At 31.0% G+C, this 21,712-nt stretch carries 14 protein-coding genes; 10 read left to right on the top strand and 4 right to left on the bottom strand.

Annotation, left to right across the window (positions count from 1 at the left end; genetic code table 11):
* From M3P09_RS10595 to M3P09_RS10625, 7 genes are read left to right on the top strand one after another with little or no spacing between them, the layout of a single operon-like run.
* The gene (locus M3P09_RS10595) at window positions 1-2,379 is read left to right on the top strand and encodes an ABC transporter permease (protein ID WP_249973105.1); all 2,379 of its coding nucleotides are present in this window, start codon (window positions 1-3) and stop codon (window positions 2,377-2,379) included.
* Between the two features lie 2 nt (window positions 2,380-2,381).
* The gene (locus M3P09_RS10600) at window positions 2,382-4,775 is read left to right on the top strand and encodes an ABC transporter permease (protein ID WP_249973106.1); all 2,394 of its coding nucleotides are present in this window, start codon (window positions 2,382-2,384) and stop codon (window positions 4,773-4,775) included.
* Between the two features lie 2 nt (window positions 4,776-4,777).
* Window positions 4,778-7,198, top strand: a complete 2,421-nt coding sequence (locus tag M3P09_RS10605; RefSeq protein ID WP_249973107.1) for an ABC transporter permease — start codon at window positions 4,778-4,780, stop codon at window positions 7,196-7,198.
* Window positions 7,199-7,200: 2 nt separating this feature from the next.
* Complete coding sequence (locus M3P09_RS10610; RefSeq protein ID WP_249973108.1) at window positions 7,201-9,582, top strand: ABC transporter permease; 2,382 nt, start codon at window positions 7,201-7,203, stop codon at window positions 9,580-9,582.
* Window positions 9,583-9,620: 38 nt separating this feature from the next.
* A complete protein-coding gene (locus M3P09_RS10615) occupies window positions 9,621-10,283 on the top strand; it encodes an ABC transporter ATP-binding protein (protein ID WP_249973109.1) in 663 nt (220 codons plus the stop codon).
* Window positions 10,284-10,341: 58 nt separating this feature from the next.
* Window positions 10,342-10,641 (top strand): hypothetical protein, encoded by a 300-nt coding sequence (locus M3P09_RS10620; RefSeq protein WP_249973110.1) that lies wholly within the window; start codon window positions 10,342-10,344, stop codon window positions 10,639-10,641.
* Window positions 10,642-10,666: 25 nt separating this feature from the next.
* Window positions 10,667-12,097 carry a TolC family protein gene (locus M3P09_RS10625; protein ID WP_249973111.1) on the top strand — a complete coding sequence of 477 codons (1,431 nt, stop codon included), beginning with the start codon at window positions 10,667-10,669 and terminating at the stop codon, window positions 12,095-12,097.
* Window positions 12,098-12,207: 110 nt separating this feature from the next.
* Here the strand turns inward: M3P09_RS10625 and M3P09_RS10630 are convergent, their stop codons facing one another.
* Both M3P09_RS10630 and M3P09_RS10635 read right to left on the bottom strand, forming a co-directional pair.
* Window positions 12,208-12,543 (bottom strand): hypothetical protein, encoded by a 336-nt coding sequence (locus M3P09_RS10630; RefSeq protein WP_099563396.1) that lies wholly within the window; start codon window positions 12,541-12,543, stop codon window positions 12,208-12,210.
* A gap of 113 nt (window positions 12,544-12,656) precedes the next feature.
* Window positions 12,657-13,892: a 3-deoxy-D-manno-octulosonic acid transferase gene (locus tag M3P09_RS10635; protein WP_249973112.1), complete on the bottom strand. Its 1,236-nt coding sequence runs from the start codon at window positions 13,890-13,892 to the stop codon at window positions 12,657-12,659.
* Between the two features lie 160 nt (window positions 13,893-14,052).
* Between M3P09_RS10635 and M3P09_RS10640 the strand changes: the two genes are divergently transcribed.
* On the top strand, window positions 14,053-15,186 hold the full coding sequence (locus M3P09_RS10640) for a DegT/DnrJ/EryC1/StrS family aminotransferase (protein ID WP_249973113.1): 1,134 nt from the start codon (window positions 14,053-14,055) through the stop codon (window positions 15,184-15,186).
* A complete protein-coding gene (gene galE, locus M3P09_RS10645) occupies window positions 15,179-16,201 on the top strand; it encodes a UDP-glucose 4-epimerase GalE (protein ID WP_099563398.1) in 1,023 nt (340 codons plus the stop codon). Before M3P09_RS10640 ends, galE begins: the two co-directional genes overlap by 8 nt.
* Here the strand turns inward: galE and M3P09_RS10650 are convergent.
* Entirely contained in the window at window positions 16,198-17,190 is a 993-nt protein-coding gene (locus M3P09_RS10650; RefSeq protein WP_249973114.1) for a sensor histidine kinase, read from the bottom strand. The two genes, galE and M3P09_RS10650, sit on opposite strands and share 4 nt — an antisense overlap.
* Before the next feature lie 126 nt (window positions 17,191-17,316).
* Entirely contained in the window at window positions 17,317-18,099 is a 783-nt protein-coding gene (locus M3P09_RS10655) for a LytR/AlgR family response regulator transcription factor (RefSeq protein ID WP_233192441.1), read from the bottom strand.
* A gap of 539 nt (window positions 18,100-18,638) precedes the next feature.
* Here M3P09_RS10655 and M3P09_RS10660 point away from each other — a divergent pair.
* Window positions 18,639-21,710: a SusC/RagA family TonB-linked outer membrane protein gene (locus M3P09_RS10660; RefSeq protein ID WP_099563400.1), complete on the top strand. Its 3,072-nt coding sequence runs from the start codon at window positions 18,639-18,641 to the stop codon at window positions 21,708-21,710.
* Window positions 21,711-21,712 lie beyond the last annotated feature (2 nt).

The raw sequence follows: 21,712 nt of genomic DNA on the forward strand, positions 1-21,712 counted from the left end.
ATGCTTAGAAACTATTTCAAAATAGCAATTAGGAACTTATGGAAACACAAGGCCTTTTCATTTATTAATATTTTTGGTTTAAGTGTTGGGATGACTGCCTGCTTTCTAATTTTTTTGTACGTAAACTTTGAATTAAGCTATGATAATTTTCATTTAAAGGAGGATCGTATTTATAGGATTGTTGCCGACATTAAAACCCCAACAGAAACAATTAATGGAAATGGGCCGTCTTGGGCTGTTCCACCTCATATAAGTGAATTTCCTGAAGTATCAGCTGCGGTTCGTGTTCTTAGTGATGTTATACTTTTTAAAAAAGATAATTTAACGTTTAACGAAACCGAATCGTTGTGGGCTGATGCAGATTTCTTCACTGTTTTTGATTATAAATTACTAAAAGGGAATCCTCTTACAGTATTAAAAGAACCTTTTAGCATTGTGTTATCCGAATCTTCTGCAAAAAAATATTTTGGTGATGATGATCCTATTGGGCAAGTAATTCAAATCACTGACGATGCTTTTCCTTCAACAGTCACTGGTATTATGGAAGATATACCAGTAAACTCCCAAATACAGGGTGATGTAGTAATATCTATGACAACTATTACAAAAAAGTTTGCTGAAGGCGTAGATAATCAATGGGGTAATTATGGACCTTTTGCCTACCTATTACTTAAACCGGGTACAAATGCAGCGGGTCTTGAAAGTAAACTCCCAGCATTTCTTGAAAAATGGAGTGGTAAAGAAATGAGCAAATCACAAATGTTTCCAACGCTTTTGTTAGAACCGTTAAAAGATGTTTACCTCAAATCAGATCGTGGAGGATTTGTTACCGGCAATATTAAAAATGTGTATGTTTTCTCAATAGTTGCTATGCTAATATTGCTGATTGCGTGCATAAATTTTGTAAACCTTACAACAGCTAGATCTTCTGAACGGGCAAAAGAAGTAGGAATTCGAAAAGTAGTAGGAGCTGCAAAATTTCAATTGGCTCGACAATTTATTGGGGAATCTGTTTTAATTAGCCTTATTGCTTTTTTATTGACATTAGTTGTTTCATCACTATTATTATCATCATTTAATCAGTTAGCGGGTAAAACAATTAGTCAAGGAGTTTTTGACACTCCTCCATATATATTATTACTTTTTTTAACAGCTATTGGGATAGGGCTACTAGCTGGAATTTATCCAGCGTTAATACTTTCTTCCTTTAAACCGACAACAGTTTTAAAAGGACGGTTTTCTACTGGAACAAAAGGCACCTTTTTGCGTAAGAGTCTTGTAATATCACAGTTTACTATTTCAATTGCATTAATTATTGGAACCATTGTAGTCTATTCACAAATGAATTATATGGGTAATCTTGATTTAGGGTTTAAAAAAGATCAGATTCTTGTTGTTGATACTAATAGCGATAAAAATAGGGACGCACTTAAACAGGCTATATCTGATTTGTCAAATATTAAAAACGTCTCTTTGTCATCAAGTGTTCCAGGGACTGGAAATCCATCTGCATATTCAGAAATAGAAAATATAAAAGGCGATTTACAAGTAGCAAACCTCGATCTATATTTCGTAGATTTCGATTACATTTCTTTATTTGATATTCAATTAGTTGCCGGAAGACCTTTTTCTCGTGAATTTAAAACAGACAATACGCAGGCAATGGTGCTTAATGAAGCTGCTGTGAAAATGTTTGGGTATAGTTCTCCTGAACAAGCTATAGGAAAACGATTTAAACAATGGGGACGTGAAGGAAAAATTATAGGTGTTATTAAAGATTTTCATTTCCAGTCATTAAAAAATCCAATAAAACCATTGAGCATGCGTATTGAGGCTGATCGACACGATTATTTGTCAATAAATGTCCCGTCTTCAAATCTCGCCTCAACTATAGTTACCGTTGAAAAAGAATGGAAAAAAATCATTCCAAACAAACCTTTTAGTTATTATTTTCTTGATGAATTTTTTAGTCGCCAATACAAAAGCGAAGAACAATTTGGTAAATTGTTTTTAAATTTTGCTTTACTAGCAATTTTTCTGTCTTGCTTAGGGTTGCTTGGTTTGGCTTCATATACTACAATGCAACGAACTAAAGAAATTGGAATTCGGAAAGTAATGGGCGCATCTGTATCCAGCATTTTAAATTTATTATCTCGCGATTTTTTAAAATTAGTAGCCATTTCTTTTTTCGTAGCCACTCCAGTTTCTTGGTATTTTATGCAAAAATGGCTAATGGATTTTGCTTATCGAACTAATATCGGTTGGTGGGTATTTGTTGTTGCTGGAGTTATTGCTATACTTATTGCGTTAATAACAATAAGTTTTCAATCGATAAAAGCTGCTAGATCTAACCCAATAAAAAGCTTAAAAACAGAATAACTATGATTAAAAATTATTTTAAAATCGCGTGGCGGAACCTTATAAAAAACAAAGGACTTTCTTTTATAAATTTAAGCGGTCTTGCATTAGGGATGGCAGTAGTTATTCTTATAGGATTATGGATATATGATGAGGTTACTTTTAATCAAAATCATGAAAATTATGATCGTATTGCTCATGTTTTGATGAATAAAACGTCTTCTAATGGAGACAAGAGAACTAGATTCACTATGCCTTTTCCTTTAGGAAACGAATTGAGAGACAAATATGGCGATAATTTCGATTATGTAGTGATGAGTTCTTTTCACGGCGATAATATTCTATCTATAGATAATAAAATTCTTACTAAGTTAGGAGGGTTTATGGAGCCAGAGGCACTTAGAATGTTGTCTTTAAGAATGATATATGGAGATTGGGATGGGCTTAAAAACCCTAATTCTGTTGTTATCTCTCAATCTACATCAAAAGCCCTTTTTGGAGATATAAACCCCATTGGAAAGCCATTAAAAATTAGTAACCTTTTAGATGTATTTGTAACTGGGGTATATCAAGATATTCCTTTTAACGCAACATTTAACAATTTAGAATTTATTGCTCCCTGGGAATTATATGTTACGTCTCATAGTTGGGTGCGATATGCTAGAGATAATAATTTTTGGGATAATAATTCTTACCAGTTGTATGTACAAATTGCTGATGGTAGAAATATGAAATTGGTAAATGCAAAAATTAAAGATGCCGTTTATGATAATTTGTCTGGTAATAGTAAAAAAAGTCATCCAGAACTCGTACTGCACCCAATGAAAGATTGGCATTTACGATCAGATTGGAAGAATGGTGTTAATGTAGGCGGGTTTATACAGTATGTATGGCTATTTGGTATTATAGGTCTTTTTGTATTGCTTTTAGCCTGTATTAATTTCATGAATTTAAGTACAGCGCAATCAGAAAAACGTGCCAAAGAGGTGGGTGTTCTTAAGTCTATAGGTTCTTCTAAAAAGCAGTTAATAAATCAATTTTTAAGTGAGTCGTTCTTAGTGGTTGTATTGGCATTTATACTTGCAATTAGTATTGTTTTTTTAGCCATACCTTCATTTAACCAATTGGCAGATAAACAGATTGTATTTCCTTATAAAAACATTCTGTTTTGGTTAATAAATATTGGGTTTATAATAGTAACCAGTCTTTTAGCTGGTAGCTATCCCGCATTTTATTTGTCCTCTTTTCGCCCAGTTAAAGTACTAAAAGGAGGTTTTAAGGCGGGTAAATCGGCCACGTCGTTTCGTAAAACACTGGTAGTTGTACAATTTGCAGTATCTGTAATGCTAGTTATTGGAACCATTGTTGTAAAAAAGCAGATTAACCATTCTAAAAACCGACCTATAGGCTATGAGCAGGAAGGATTGGTAATGATTGGAAAAGTTACTGAAGATTATGAAGGTAAATATAATGTTTTACGTAGTGAACTTTTAAACACTGGAGCAATTGAAAATATGTCTGAATCTTCAAGCCCATTAACAGACGTTTGGTCCAGTGGCGGTGGATTTGAATGGCAAGGAAAAGACCCTAATTTTTTGACCAATATAGTAACCGTTTGTGTATCTCATGATTACGGAAAAACAGTAGGATGGAATATTGCTAAAGGAAGAGATTTTTCACGAACGTTTTCTACTGACTCCACTGCATTTATTCTTAATGAAGCAGCTGTTAAATATATGGGGATAAAAGACCCAATAGGTAAAACAATACGATGGAATAATCAAGACCATAAAGTTATTGGCGTAGTTAAAAATATATTAACAGAATCGCCTTTTCAACCTGTAAAACAAGCAGTTTACATGATAAAGTATGATAATACAAATTGGATAGAATTAAAACTCAATCCAAGTAAAAGTGCAAGCGAATCATTAGCAGCAATTAAAACCGTTTTTAATAAACATGCCCCTAATGTACCGTTTGAATATCAATTTGTAGATGAAACTTTTGCTGAAAAATTTATTGCTGAAGAACGCATTAGAAAGCTGTCAACAATATTTTCCTTCTTTACTATTTTTATTAGTTGTTTAGGGCTTTTTGGGTTAGCATCTTTTATAGTAGAACAACGTACTAAAGAGATAGGAATTCGTAAAGTAGTTGGAGCTTCGGTGTTTAATTTATGGAAATTATTATCTAAAGATTTTATAACCTTGGTAATACTTGCTACCATTATCGCTATTCCTCTAGCATATTATGGAGTAAATAATTGGTTAGATAATTATGAATATAGAACAGAAGTTTCTTGGTGGGTTTTTGTTACAGTTGGAATAGGAGCTATAGTTGTTACACTAACAACTGTAAGTTTTCAGGCTATTAAAGCAGCAAATACTAATCCTATAAAAAGTTTAAAGACAGAATAGTCATGATTAAGAATTATTTCAAAATCGCATGGCGAAATATTAATAAACATCGCTTTTATGCTGCAATTAATGTACTAGGATTGTTTACAGGTGTTGTGTTTACATTACTGATTGGTGCTTATGTCTGGGGAGAATTACAGGTTAATAGAACGCTTAAAAATTCAGATCGGCAATACTTTTTATTAAGCAAATGGGAGAAATCTAATATGGGCGTTGATTTTGCTACATTAGGACCATTAGCAAAACGCTTAAAAGAAGATTATCCATCTTTGGTAGCTAATTATTATAGATTTGATGGGATTTCAACTATCATTTCAAGAGGAGAGAAACGTTTTAGAGAAGGGATTCAGTTGGGCGATGCTTCCTTATTAACCATGTTTGGTTTTGAATTGTTATATGGAAATAAAGAAACGGCTTTTAAAAACCCTCATTCAGTAGTAATATCTACTGACAAAGCGCGAAAATATTTTAATAAAGAAGATGCCGTTGGTGAAACAATCACCATCCAAAATTTTAATGGGGAAGACCATAATTTTAATGTAACGGGTGTTTTTAAAGACCTTCCTGAAAATTCGGTAACACACATAAATAATGAAAATAGCCCAAATGCGTTTTTAGCGCCAGAGTTTTTTATGCCAACAAGCATATATGCTTTTTTTGATCGGGCAGATTTTGATTCTTGGCAAAATGTTTTTATACCCTCTTATATTGAGTTAAAAGCGGGAGTTTCTGCAGATGATTTGAAAACTCCAATTGAAGACTTGATATCGCAACATGCTTCTGAAGAAGTTAAAAGGAATTTAACGGTAAGTGCTATTTCTCTAACTGATTTTTATCTTGAAAAAGATGATGGACTTGTAAAAGGGATGCTTTACATTTTATCTATAATTGGATTATTTATTTTATTAATGGCAATAGTAAATTTCATTAATATCTCTATAAGCATGTCTGGTAGTCGCATGAAAGAGATAGGAGTTCGTAAAGTATTAGGCGGAGTACGTAGACAGCTTATTTTTCAGTTTTTGGTTGAGTCATTTATATTAGTTTTAATAGCCACCATATTAGCATTGTTTGCTTTTTCATTTTTAAGGCCATTATTAAATGATATTGTGGCTACTGAAATACCTAAATTATCAACTTTCCCTCTTTCAATTGTTTTTATACTATTGCTGTTTGTGTGCGTGGTTAGTGTCTTGTCAGGCTTGTATCCTGCATTTGTTTTATCGTCTTTAAAATCGATAGAGTCTTTAAAAGGTAAACTACAAACAAAAAATGTGCCTTTCCAAAGGTCATTAGTAGGCTTTCAATTTTCAATTGCTTTATTTATACTGATAAGCGCCTTTATAATTACCCAACAGGTTGATTATTTTTTTGATAAAGATTTAGGGTACAATAAAGACTTTGTTTTATCTGCACAGGTTCCAAGAGATTGGACTGATGGTGGAGTTGAAAAAATGGAGGTTATACGAAATGAATTTGAAAGTTTGCCAAATATTACAAAATCATCATTGTCTTTTGAGATCCCTAATGGAAATAATGGGAGATGGCTTCCTTTACAACGATTAGAAGCACCTTCGGACCAAGTAGTTAGAATGGTGTCTTTGTCTGTAGACGGCCATTATATTGAGACCTATCAAATACCTTTAATGAAACTAGAAAATTCACGAAATAGTAGTCCTTCTAAAGGGCAAAAGGTAGTTATAAATAAAACCGCAGCAATAGCATTGGGTTGGGATAACCCAACAGATGCTATTGGCGAAAAATTAAAAATTGAGGATGGAGATTATGAGTATATCATACAAAATGTTACTGAAGATTTTCATTTTAGTTCTATGAAAGAACAAATTCAACCCGTTATATTTTTTAATCTCGATATTTTCCCTACTTACCGTTATCTCAATTTTAGAATAAGGTCAGAGAATATACAAAGTACTATTTCTAGTATTCAAAGTAAATGGGCCGAATTGATTCCAGGTAGCCCATTTGATTATCGCTTTATGGATGACTCTTTAAATGAATTGTATACCTCTGAAGTTAAGTTTCGAAAAGCGATATATAATGCTTCATTATTGTCTTTAATTATAGTGCTTTTAGGAATAATTGGACTAGTATCATTAAGTGCTCATAAAAGAATAAAAGAAATTGGTGTTCGCAAAGTTTTGGGTGCTTCTGTATTAAATATAGTTGTACTTTTTATTAAAGAATTTATTACAATTATTGTTATCGCATCTGCGATAGCAATTCCATTATCATATTACTTTATGACAGCATGGTTAAACAATTATGTGTATAGAATTAATATCTCATCAAAGCCCTTTTTTATATCGATAGTATTATTAATAAGTATAACTTTTTTATTAATTGGATTGTTAAGTTTTAACACAGCAAAAGCAAACCCTATAAAAAGTTTAAAAACAGAATAGTCATGATTAGAAATTATTTTAAAATCGCGTGGCGAAACCTAATTAAAAACAAAGGATTTTCTGCTATAAATATTGGTGGATTGTCTGTTGGATTAACGGTTTCTATAATTATTTCAATTTATGTATTTAATGAGTATAGTTATGATAATTTCCATGAAAACTATGACAAATTATACCGAGTACTTCGAATAGGAGGAATAAATGACGATAAATATTTAATAGGTGTTACTAGTGGTCCTTTTGGCCCAGCATTAGAAAATGATTTTTCAGAAAGTATAGAAAATACAGTTAGGGTAATGCCAAATGATGGTTTGGTAACTTATAAGAATAATTCCTTTTATGAAAAGAAAGTATATCTAGCTGATTCAAACTTTTTCGAAATCTTTTCATTCCCCTTAAAAGAAGGTGTTAAAGAATCAGCTTTAGAAAAGCCTAATTCTGTTGTTTTAACCCAAGAAATGGCTGCCAAGTATTTTGGCGATGAAGACCCAATGGGTAAAATATTACAATTAGATGATAATTTTGAGCTAACGGTTACAGGTATAATGGAGGATTTGCCAACAAATTCTCATTTAGATTTCGATTTTATTGTACCTATAGCTATTATAAAAAACTATGAATGGTTTAATGATTGGTGGAATAATTCTATGCTCACTTATGCTTTGATTGATTCTCCAAAAGAAGCAAAATATGTAGAAAGTAACCTTACAGGATTTATGGATAAATATTTTGCTGAAGATTTTAAGAAAAATGATAGCAGAATTGATTTAACATTACAACCCTTTTCTGAAGTGTATTTTAATAATAAAGTGCGTTATGACCGAATTACAACAGGAGATAACACTGTCGTAAAAATGTTTTTAATCATTGCCATCTTTATTTTATTAATTGCATCAATAAACTTTACAAATTTAACAACAGCTCGCTCAAATAGGAGAGCAAGAGAAATTGGTGTTCGTAAGGTTCTAGGGGCAATTCGTTCAAAACTTATTTGGCAATTTTTTGTAGAGTCCCTTTTGCTAACTTCTATTTCAATTCTTATTGCAATTGTATTAGTATTATCGATTTTACCAATTTTTAATAGCTATTTTGATTTACAATTAAGCATTAACTTTTTAATGCCTAAAGTTATTTTAATGCTGGTAGCTTTTTTGCTTATAGTAACTTTAATTGCTGGGAGTTATCCTGCTTTGTTGCTGTCTTCTTTTCGGCCAGTTAAAGTTTTAAAAAGTAGTTTGTCAAAATCATCTTCTAGTATTTTTATAAGAAAAGGGCTGGTTGTTTTTCAGTTTTCTGTCTCGTTTTTTTTAATTGCTGGAACCCTATTGATTTCTAATCAACTTGATTTTATGCAAAGTAAAGACAAAGGGTTTGATGATGAAAGTGTGGTTTTGGTAAGAATGAATAATTCTGATATACAAAGAAACGCTATAGCATTTAAAAACCGTTTAAAGGCAGAGCCAAATATTATTAGTCTAACAACAACATCTGGTGCTCCAGGAGGATTTCATGATACATATTCACATACTGTAGAGCAAGTAGATGGAAGTATAAGATTGCGAACTGTATTTGCAGATGTTGATTATACTAAAACTTTTGGGTTACAGATAGTGTCGGGGAGAGACTTTTCTAAAGATTTTGGTACAGATGAAACACATGCAGTTTTGATAAATGAAACTTCGGCTAAAAATTTAGGTTGGACTAACGAAGAGGCTATTGGAAAAAACATTGTTAATACAATGATTGAAGATTATGGAACGAGAAAGGTTGTTGGTGTTGTAAAAGACTATCATTTTTCATCGCTTAAAGATAAAATAGATCCGCTTATAGTTACTGCTGACCCTTTTTCTTGGTTGTTGGCAATTAAAGTGAATGCGGCTAATATAAAACAAGCCATTGCTCAAATTGAAACCCAATGGAAAATAATTGCTCCAAATTATCCTTTCGAGTATACTTTTTTAGACACAAATTTGGACAAACTCTATAGAAAAGAACAACAAGAGTCTCAACTGTTTATTATTTTTTCGATTCTTTCAATTTTAATAGCTTGCCTGGGAAGCTTTGCTTTAGCGGCATATTCAGCAGAAGAACGAACAAAAGAAGTTGGTGTTCGTAAAATCTTAGGTTCATCTGTATTTGCTATATTCTTATTGCTAACAAAAGATTTTGTTAAAATAGTGTTTTTAGCAATAGTTATTACCTCACCTTTCGCCTATTATTTTATGAATAAATGGCTTCAAGATTTTGCTTATCAAGTTGGAGTAAACACTAGCATATTTATAACAGCTGCGTTCGTTACAGTTTTTATGGTTTTGGTTACAGTAAGTTGGCAATCTATAAAAGCTAGTAGAAATAACCCTATTGATAGCCTGCGGTATGAGTAATTAAGATAAAAATAAAAGTTTAAAAAAATAAAGACAATATGTTACTAGAAATTAAAGACTTATTTAAATGGGTAAACTCAGGAGGGAATAGAATTTTCTTATTAAATGATATCGAGTTAACTATAAATGAAGGTGATTTTATTTCCATTATGGGACCTTCTGGATCAGGCAAAACAACCTTGTTAAATATTATAGGTATGCTTGATGACTTTAACGAAGGAGAGTATAATTTCTTAAATGAACCTGTGCATACTTTAAAAGAGAAGTACAGAGCAAATTTATATAAAGAATATATAGGTTTTGTGTTTCAATCTTATCATTTGATAGATGAGTTAACTGTTTATGAAAATATAGAAACACCATTACTTTATAAAAATTATAAATCGTCAGAACGTAAATCTTTGGTTGCAGATATGTTAGATCGATTTAATATTGTTGGGAAAAAAGACTTGTTTCCATCGCAATTAAGCGGCGGACAACAACAAATTGTTGGTATTGCAAGAGCCCTTATTTCCAACCCTAAACTTATTCTTGCTGATGAACCAACAGGAAATCTCAACTCAAAACAAGGAGAAGAAATCATGAACCTATTTAAGCAATTAAATGATGACGGAGTTACCATAATCCAAGTTACTCATTCTGAAAAAAATGCAACATATGGTTCGAGAATAATCAATTTATTAGATGGAATGATAGTGTAATGAAATTAAGTAATAAATCCTTTTAAAACCTCAAGGATAGAATAAATAATTAAGTATAGTGAGCTTAAAAAAAGTAACAAATAATAAAAATAGAGGAAGCCAATGTATTATAAATAACATTGTAGTGTGTATGTATGATCCAAAAGAGGATAAGCCAGTACCAGATAAACTAGATACGTTTAGTGAAGATGTTTATGTTTTAAATGAAAAAGGGCTTAATGGGTTAGCTTGTTTTTGTTATAAGAGTAATCGATGGAAGTTTCATACGGAAATGATGGAGGATTATAATAATACTGAATTAAATATTAAATGGTGGTGGTATTACCCGCCAGTTAAAGTATCAGATATAGACCGGTGATATGTTTTTAAATACTAAAATGAAAATGAAGAATAAAAAAATAGTTGCAGTAATAGTTTTACTAAATATCTTTTATAGTATAGGGTTTGCTCAAAACACTGAACAATCTAAGTTTACTTTAAATGATTGTATTTTATTGGCATTAGAAAACAACAATGATTTAAAAAGTTCTAAGCTTCAAACAAGATCATCTTCCATCAATTATAAACAATCTATAAATGAATTGCTCCCTAGCCTTAATGTAAATTATAATATTGGGGTTAATGATGGTAGAAGTATAGATCCATTTACAAATAGTTATAGCAATCAAGAACTTACATTTTCAACGCTAGGTGTAAATTTAAATGCCACTGTTTTTAATGGATTTAGAGTTTTAAATAGTATTAAACAGAGTAAGTTTAATATGAAAGCTTCAGAAATGGAATTGGAAGAAGCTAAGCAAAATTTAGTTTTACAAGTTACCATTGGATATATTCAAATATTAAATAGTAGAGATTTGTTAGACCTTTCTAAATCTAGATTAACAACCACAGAAGCTCAATTAAAAAGGTTGAAGACACATTATGATGAAGGTGTTGGAAATCCTGTTGATTATACCGATATGCAAGGACAATATGCAACAGATAAGATAAATATTGTTGATGCACAAAACAATTTGGAAGCTGCGATTTTAGATTTTATAACCTTATTAAATTTGGAGTCAGATTCTGAAAAAGATTTTGAGAATATTTCAGGCTTAATAGCTTCTGATAAGTATGAGTTTTCTGCAAACGATGTTTATAATGAAGCATTACAAAACCTAGCAACATTTAAATCAAAACAGTTTCGAATTGATGCCGCCGATAGTGGTATTAAAGTGGCACGTTCCAGTTATTATCCTGAAATATCATTTTTTGGTCAGTTAAATACAAATTATTCTAGTGCCGCAGAGATTTTTACTGAAACAGGAAGCAGTATTATAGAGACAGGTGATTATGTAACTGTTGCTAATCAAAATTATCCGGTACTTCAAAATCAAAAGCAATTTTCTGGAAGCAAAATTAGTTATGAAGACCAATTTGATAATAATCTTAATTCTGTTGTTGGAGTTTCAGTAAGAGTCCCTTTATTTAATGGTTTCAGAGCAAAAAATTCAGTGCAATTGCAAAAAATAGAATTTGAAGAGTCTAAGTTAGAACTGGAAAATACAAAATTGCTTTTTAAACAATCTATAGAACAAGCTTATAATAATATGGAATCTGCATTTAATAGATATCATATTTTATTAGAACAAGTTATCGCATTTGAAGAATCATACCGAATAAACGAAGTTAGGTTTAATAATGGTGTATCAAACATTGTAGAATATATAAGTAGTAAAAACAATATGGATGGCGCTAAAATTAACTTGAATAAAGCTAAGTATGAGTACTTATTGCGCGTTAAAATTTTAGACTATTACAGAGGGGTGAACTAGTTAAATTATTGATATTTAGCGAAATATAAATACTGTTTTTTATCGTTAACACTTTTTAAGCATAAAAAAAACCACCTAATCGGTGGTTTTTTTATAAATTTTAATGGTTTTTAGTTACCACCAGTTGCTTCTTTTAACTTGTCTTTTGCAGCATCAGCAGCATCATCCACAGCATCAGCAGCAGCATCAACTGCTTTATCAGCAGCTTCACCAGCAGCATCAACAGCTTTGTCTACAGCTTCACCAGCAGCATCAACTGCTCCTTCAACAGCATCGCCAGCAGCTTCAGCAGCTTCTTCAACAGCATCACCAGCAGCTTCAGCAGCTTCTTCCGTTGCTTCAACAGCATTTTCTACAGCATCTTCAGATTTTTTTGTATCTCTACAAGACGTAAATGATAAGCCTAATACTAATAATAAAGCAGTACTTAATAATAATTTTTTCATCGGTTTTTGTTTTAGTGTTAATTTTTTAAATATCTAGATTACGAATTTAATAACTTCATGTTAAAATTTGCTATAATTATGTTAATTTTTTAACATTTGCTATCAAAATCATCTTATATACGTAAATAATCGAGTATTTGGATGACTGCTCCTTCGTTTTTTTTGATGTAATTTGAATTTTTCTTACCAGAATTTACTCTTTTGCTCTCATTTTTAATGAGTTCATTTAAAATTGTATTAAACTCTTTTTGATTAGAAACTGAAAACATACCATTATTGTCAATCATAGATTTAGCTTCAGGAAATTTTGAATGATTATTTCCAATAATAATAGGAATACCAAAAACTGCAGGTTCTAATGTATTGTGTAGACCTGTGTTACCCATAGCGCCCCCTACATAAGCTATGTCAGCATAGCTGTAAACTTTAGATAAAATGCCTATAGTGTCAACAATAAAAACTTGAGCGCTAGAAAGTTTTTGATTCTCTTTATTAGAAAATAATATAGTTTTAGTATTAATTTTTTCTTCCAGAAGTTTAATTTGTGCAGGCTTTATGTTATGTGGAGCAATAATAAATTTGATGTTCTTTGAGGTTTCAGAATTAATAAAATTTACAAATAGGTTTTCATCTTCTGGCCATGAACTGCCAGCAACTATACAGAGTTTGTTGTTTTTAAATTTCTCAATAAAGCTTAAACTATTGTTTGTGTTTAGTTGATTTGAAACACGATCAAAACGAGTGTCTCCAGAAACAGTTACATTATTATAATTTATAGATTTAAGTAATGTTTTACTAGTTTCATTTTGAGTAAAAATATGCTCAAACGAAAATAAGGCATTACGCAATGTTTTTCCATATAACTTAAAAAAGGGTTGATTTTCTCTAAATGCTGCCGAAATTAAAATGGCCCGTAAGCCTCTTAGCTTTAGTTCATTTAAAAAATTAGGCCAAATATCATATTTAACAAAAATAGTTAGCTCAGGTTTGATAATATTAAAAAAGGTTTTTGCATTCTTTTTTGTGTCTAACGGCAAATAAATAACAACATCTGCAATAGGAGAATCTTTACGAATTTGGTAACCCGAAGGAGAAAAAAAAGAGAGTATAATTTTATGCTTTTTGTAATGTTTTCTTAAAGCTTGAAAAACAGGGAGGCCTTGTTCGTACTCACCTAAAGAGGCGCAGTGGAACCAAAGAGTTTTGTCTTGTTTGTTAAGGTTGCTTTTTAAAATATTAAAAGCCTTAGAGCGCCCAACAATACCTAGTTTGATTTTTTTGTTGAATGGTGCAACACATTTTAGACCTAAATGTGTTAAATAAATTAATAAATTATAAATTAAACTCAATTTTATTTCTTTAATGCTAAAATACATTTCTTTAAAATAAATTCATTGGTTAGCGTATATGAATTTTGTAATTTCGCTACATTAAAACTCATTATTGAGTATTCATTAAAATAAAGCTTGTTTGTTTTCTTAAGTAGAAACAGGTTGTAAATTTTTTTAGATGAAGAAAATTCAAATGGTAGACCTAAAAGGTCAATACAATCAAATAAAAGATACAGTAAACCCTTCGATTCAAGAAGTTATTGAAACCACATCATTTATAAATGGACCAAAAGTTCATGAGTTTCAGAGGAATTTAGAGCAGTATTTAGATGTAAAACATGTTATTCCATGTGCAAATGGCACCGATGCGTTACAAATTGCAATGATGGGCTTAGGATTAAAGCCTGGTGACGAAGTTATTACTGCAGATTTTACTTTTGCCGCTACTGTTGAGGTTATTGCATTGCTTAATTTAACACCAGTACTGGTTGATGTTAATCCAGATGATTTTAATATAAATATTGAAGCCATTAAAAAGGCAATTACTCCAAAAACAAAAGCTATTGTGCCTGTGCATTTATTTGGTCAATGTGCAAATATGGAGGCGATAATGGAAATTGCTAAATCACATAATTTATTTGTTATTGAAGATAATGCGCAAGCTATTGGAGCAACCTATACTTATAAAGATGGTACTAAAGCAAAAGCAGGAACTATAGGTCATGTATCATCTACTTCGTTTTTTCCTTCAAAAAATTTAGGCTGTTATGGAGATGGTGGAGCCATTTTTACAAATGATGATGATTTAGCACATACTATAAGAGGTATTGTTAACCACGGAATGTACGAGCGTTACCATCATGATGTAGTAGGAGTAAATTCAAGACTTGATAGTATACAAGCCGCTGTTTTAGACGCTAAATTGCCACATTTAGATGATTATTGTGATAGAAGAAGAGATGCAGCTAATAAGTACGATGAAGCATTTAAAAATATAAGTAGTATTGAAACACCTTATAGAAATGGAAGTGATGATAATCATGTATTTCATCAATATACATTAAAGGTAAAGGATATTGATAGAGATGCTTTGGTAAAGCATTTAAATGCACATGATATCCCATGTGGAGTATATTATCCAATTCCACTTCATTTACAAAAAGCATACGCAGATTCTCGTTATAACGAGGCAGATTTTTCGATTACAAACCAATTGGTAAATGACGTTATCTCATTGCCAATGCATACTGAATTAGACGACGAACAAATTGAATATATTACATCAACTCTTATAAATTTTATAAATGAATAAAATATTAGTTACAGGTGGTCTAGGTTTTATAGGATCGCATACTGTTGTTGAATTGCAAAAAGAAGGTTACGAAGTTGTAATTATTGATAATTTATCTAATTCTTCAATAGATGTTTTAGACGGAATCACTTCAATTTCAGGAAAAACACCCATTTTTGAAAAATTAGATTTAAAAGATAGAGAAGATGTTGAAGCTTTTTTTGCTAAACATAATGATATAAAAGGTGTTATTCATTTTGCAGCTAGTAAAGCAGTTGGTGAAAGTGTGCAAGAACCATTACTTTATTATGAAAATAACATTAGTACATTAGTATATATTCTTAAAGAATTAAAAAAATTACCATCAGCAGCGTTTATTTTTAGCTCGTCATGTACGGTTTATGGTCAGGCAGATGAGTTGCCAATAACAGAAAATGCTCCTGTGAAACAAGCCGAGTCTCCTTACGGGAACACCAAGCAAATTGGAGAAGAGATTATAAGTGATACTTGTAAAGTAACACCAAATTTAAAGGCTATTGCTTTACGTTATTTTAACCCAGTAGGCTCTCATGAAACAGCTAAAATAGGAGAATTGCCAATAGGAGTGCCACAAAATTTAGTGCCATTTATTACACAAACTGCTATTGGTATTCGTGAACAATTATCTGTTTTTGGTGACGATTACCCAACACCAGATGGCACCTGTATTAGAGATTATATTCATGTTGTAGATTTAGCTAAAGCACATGTTGTAGCTCTTAATCGTTTATTGCAAAACAAGAATAAAGCTAATTATGAAACCTTTAATCTAGGAACAGGAACAGGAAGTTCTGTATTAGAAGTAGTTAAATCTTTTGAGAAAGTTTCAGGCAAAAAGCTTAATTATAAAATAGTAGGTAGAAGAGAAGGCGATATTATTTCGGCATATGCAGATACAACTAAGGCAAATAATGAATTAGGTTGGAAAACCCAATTGACACTTGATGATGCAATGCGTTCCGCTTGGAAATGGGAACAAATTGTTAGAAACAGTTAATAATCTTTTTCAATTTCAGATACTGACAATTTAATAGGAATACTAATCTTAGTAATCACTTTATTCAATTCATTATAAATATTAAGTTTATAATTATTACCGTATAAAGTATCAAGCCTTTCTTTAATATTATTAAGACCGGTGCCTTTTTTTAGTAAAGCAGGGAGTTTTTCTTTTATAGCTTTACCATTGTTTTGAATTTTAACAATAAGTTTATCATTCTTTTTATATATATCTATTATAATTTCTAACGAAATAAATTCTGTACTATAACCATGCTTAGTTGAATTTTCTACAATGGGTTGAATAAGCATATTAGGGACTAAAATATTTTCTAACCCAGCCTCAATATTTAGATGAATATTTAGTTGATCAGAAAACCTTGTTTTTTTAATATGAATGTATTTTTTTAATATTACTAATTCTTCTTGTAATTCAATTAAGTTTTCATCTTTTTTCTCTAAAACATTTCTTAGTAAATCACTTAAATCTACAACCATGCTTTTAGATTTATCAATATCTATTCCCATTAAGGAATGAATACCATTTAATGTGTTAAAAAGAAAATGCGGATGCATTTGAGACTGTAAAAATTTTAAGTGAGATTTTGATAGCTGATCTTGCAGTTTAATGGTTTGTATTTGACTTTCTTGACTTTTTTGAAAATAGTAATACATGTAAATAATGGTTACTAAGGATAGATAAATTAAAAAGTGTAAATCAATCAACCTTATAAAAGAAATGCATAGTTCGGAAAATGAAAATTCAGCAAGCGTTCCAATATTTTCTACAAGCCATGAAAGGCCAATAGTAAAAGCGCCAATAAATAACGAAAAAAATAAATGTATTGAAACAATATAAATTATCTTAATTTTTTTGCGCATTAAATATTTTGTAGTAAATGCAATAAAAATCATAAAAACGGTTATCAAAAACCAATCTAATACATTGGCAAAAACAAATCCTCCCCAATCTGTTTTTCTCTTCATATTTATTCTTAAAAAAACATTTTTAAAAGAATAAATAATAACAAAGACCATGTAAACCAAAGATAGAATACCTATAAGTTTAAAATCGAAATACTTTTTTAGGTTTTTAAACATAAAATTAAGGTATTAAATTCCCATTTTTTTCTGAAACTCCTTTTTATGAGTTTTACTTATTCTAAATAATTTTTCATCCTGCATTTTCACATCAATTTCGCCATAGTTTGAGTATAAAACTTCTTTTATTAATGATGAATTAATAATAGTTGACCTGTGAATTCTAATAAAATTAAAAGATTTAAGTTGTTCTAAAAGAGAATTTAACGATTCTCTTAAAAGATATTTTTTTTGCTCGGTAAAAATTTCAGCATAGTAGCCAGAAGCTTGAATATACTTAATATCGTTTTTCTCAATAAATGAAACTTTTCCATTAGCTTTAATAGCTAATTTGGAATGTTTAATTTCTGAGAACCCTTCATTGGGATTTTCTATATATTTTAATAAGTTGTTTATTTTTTTGTTAAGACCATTGGATTTGTTTGAAGTAAACAATTCAATCACTTTGTTTGTAGATTGAAAAAAACGTTCGTCTTTAAAAGGTTTTAATAAATAATCAAATGCAAAAAAATCAAAAGCCTTTAATGCAAATTCATCAAAAGCGGTTATAAATATTACTAATGGCATAATCGATTCATCTAATTCTTTAAGTATATCAAAACCAGTCATATCGGTTATTTGAATATCTAAAAAAATAAGATCGGGTTTTTTTTCATTTATAGCTTTTATAGCTTCTTTTCCAGAACTGCATTCTTCAATTAGTTCAATCTCTTTTATATCATTTAACAAATTGGAGACCCTTTTCCTAGCTAAGAACTCATCATCTATTATTATGGCTTTAATTGGAGCAATCATTTATGAATTTATTAATTGAGTATTCGAAACTAGCATAAAAAAACGACTTTTTAAATTTAGTTAATCCACTTTTACTGCAATAATCGAGGCATTCAAATCAATTTAAAATAACTACAATTCAAAAAAAATACAGTTTAAATCAATTTATTGCAAACTGACTTCACAACGAATTTGCGTTTTTTAAGAATTTATAATTTACTGTTTTAGCATTAAAACGTGCATTTTTATTGATGTTATTAAGTTATGAAATATATATGAAATCAAAACGAATCATTCATTTATCTGTTTAAGTTATAAAATAAGTTGATCAAATCATTTTGGAGACCCTTCAAATCATACTTACTCCAAAAAGCCAATTAAACTCCTTCTTTTACTACTGCAATTGTAAAAGGTAAGGCAGTTATAAGCTTTACTACTATCACTAAAGTTTCACTAAACTTTGGATTTGTGGAGTGATTTTTTTTGAATTAGTCCTTAAAAAAATATCATAGCTGTCTTCCTTTTTTACAATCTGCAAAGACTAACTCAAATTAACAAATATGAAAACAAAGTTTAGTAGAATGCTAACGCTAATTCTAGCGTTTGTTGTGCAGTTAACTCTCGCACAAGAAAAAACAGTGTCAGGAATAGTTTCTGACGAGAATAGTTTACCACTTCCCGGAGCTACAATTATAGTACAAGGAACTACAAACGGAACATCATCAGATTTTGATGGTAATTATTCCATTACTGCAAATGCAGGAGATGTACTTGTTTATAGTTTTGTAGGTTATGCAACTAAATTAATTACTGTAGGAGCTTCAAACACAATTAATGTATCCTTAGACGCAGATAACGCTTTGGATGAAGTTGTAGTTATTGGTTCAGCCTCAGGAAAATCAACTAAGGAGCTAAGTTTTTCTATCGGGCAAGTCAAAAATGAACTGCTAGAAAATGTTCCTGCTACTAATATTGCTGGTGCGCTTCAAGGGAAAATATCTGGTATTTCTGTTTCGCCAACTGGCGGACAACCAGGAAGCGACGTGTCTATTCAATTAAGAACTGCAAACTCATTAGCAACAGGACAACAACCACTTATTATTGTTGATGGTGTTATTTTAGAAGGTGGATTATCAGATATAAATACAGAAGATGTTGAACGAATTGAAGTAGCAAAAGGAGCTGCTGGAGCATCTTTATATGGTTCTCGTGCCTCAAATGGTGTAATTCAAATATTTACAAAAAGAGGAAAAGGAAATGATAAAGTTAGTGTAACTTATAGAAGCGAAATTGGCTGGAAAGATGTTTCAGACAGATATGATTTAGCGACAACGCATCGATTTAAAATGACTGCAGATGGATCAGCTTTTGACTTAACAAGCGGATCTCGAGAGGTAGATGCAGATGGGTTAAGTGATAATTTATACCCATCAAATATAGTTTTTGATTATCAAGATGAAATATTTAACAGAGGGATATTTAACACTCATTATGCATCTGTTACCGGTGGTGGAGAAAAAGCAAGATATCTTTTTTCTTATCAAAGACTTCAGGACGAAGGTATTATTGCTTTAGTTGAAGATTATAGAAGAGATAACTTTAGATTAAATTTAGATAACAACATTTCTGATAAGATTAGTTTAAAAACTTCATTTTTCTATAGTAATTCTAATAGAGACGGCAGTTTAGGAGGAGGTATTGCTGGTACTAATCCATTGTTTGAGGCTTTAATTACTGAACCAATTTACGATTGGCATGCTGCTAATGAGGAAGATGGTTCCCCTTATAATTTTGATGCCAATACATTCGATCCAAATCTTTATAATCCACTTTATCAATTAGCAAATCAAGACAAAATAGAAAAGAGAAATCGTTTTTTAGGTAATGTGTCTTTAGACTATAAAGTACTGCCATGGTTAAAGTTAAATGGAGCTTATTCTATCGATTTTGAAAATAACACTTTTGAAGACTATATACCTAAGGGGTATTTATCTGCAAGTCCAGATGGTCAAGCACAAAACATTGGATTTCTTCAGCGTTCTAATTTTAATGGTAGAGCACAAAATATTAGATTAAATAGTTTGATAACTAAATCATTTGGAGCTGAAGACGAATTTAATTTAAACTTAAGATTAAGTTATTTACATGAAAGATATGCTAACGAGTTTAATAATGCCGAAGGCTATAACTTAGCAGTATCTGGTATAAGATCGTTGGATAATATTGCAGGAGGACCAACAGTATCGTCTGCAACACAAGAAATATTAACAGATAGTTACTTTGCAGTAGCCGATTTTGATTATAAAAAGAAATATATATTTAGTGGTGTAATTAGAAGAGAAGGATCTTCGCTTTTCGGACCAGATACAAGGTGGGCTAATTATTTTAGAACAAGTGTTGCATATCGTTTAACAGAAGATTTTGAAATCCCTGGAGTTCAAGAATTTAAGCTAAGAGGTTCTTACGGTACTGCAGGTATTAGACCAACTTACGAAATGCGTTTTGAAACATTTAATCTTCAAAATGGCTCGCCAACAAAGGCTACTTTAGGTAACAACCAATTAAAACCTGCAAAAACGGGCGAGTTAGAATTAGGTATTAATATTGATTTTTTAGATAAATTTTCTTTTGAGTTTAACTATGTGAAGGCAAAAACTGAAGATCAAATACTTAGAGTTCCTTTATCTGCTTCAACAGGATTTGGAGCACAATGGAGAAACGCAGGAGAAATTGATGCTACCACATATGAAGCATCATTAAATTATGATATTATTCAAAACAATAATTTCTCATGGAATCTAGGGGTTGTTTGGGACAAATCTGAACAAAAAATTAGCCGTTTAGATGTACCTGCATATTTAACAGGTCCTGGTACACAAGAAACAACTTTGTTTAGAATAGAACAAGGACAGAATTTTGGTGCTATGTTTGGTAACATATACATTAGAGATTTAGCCGACTTACCAGCGGGGTCAAATGCAAGTAATTTTGTTGTTAATGAATTTGGATATGTTGTTGATGCAGCGACTAGAAGCACGCCTGTAAAAAAAGTTGATAGTTCTGGTAACGAATTCTTTACTATGGGAGATATTACCCCAGATTTTAGAATGGCATTCAATACCACACTTAAATATAAAAACCTAGCATTATATGCACTTGTAGACTGGAAACAAGGAGGAGATATTTACAATAAAACAAAGCAGTGGTTATATAGAGATGGTAGACATACTGATATTACTAGTGGATTGCCATATAATTTCTTTCAAGGGTTATACAACACAAACTTAGCAAGTTCTGCTTTCGTTGAAGATGGTACTTTTGTGAAATTACGAGAATTATCTCTGTATTATACTCTTAACTCTAAGGCATTAGGAAACATCGGAAACTTTATCGATACAGTGAAGTTAGGTTTTATAGGGCGAAACTTAATAACTATTACTGATTATTCTGGATTTGACCCAGATATAACAAATCAACCAGAATCTAATAGAGCAAACTTAACTTCTAGAGATACAGACGGTATTGGTAGTGATGTAAATACACCTGGCGGGGATCCAAATGTATTTAAGGTAGATAATTTCCCTTACCCATCTACTAAAACATACAGTTTCTCTGTTCAATTAACATTTTAAAA

The organism is Jejuia spongiicola (genome assembly GCF_023502325.1).
In the GTDB taxonomy this organism is placed as follows: domain Bacteria; phylum Bacteroidota; class Bacteroidia; order Flavobacteriales; family Flavobacteriaceae; genus Wocania_A; species Wocania_A spongiicola.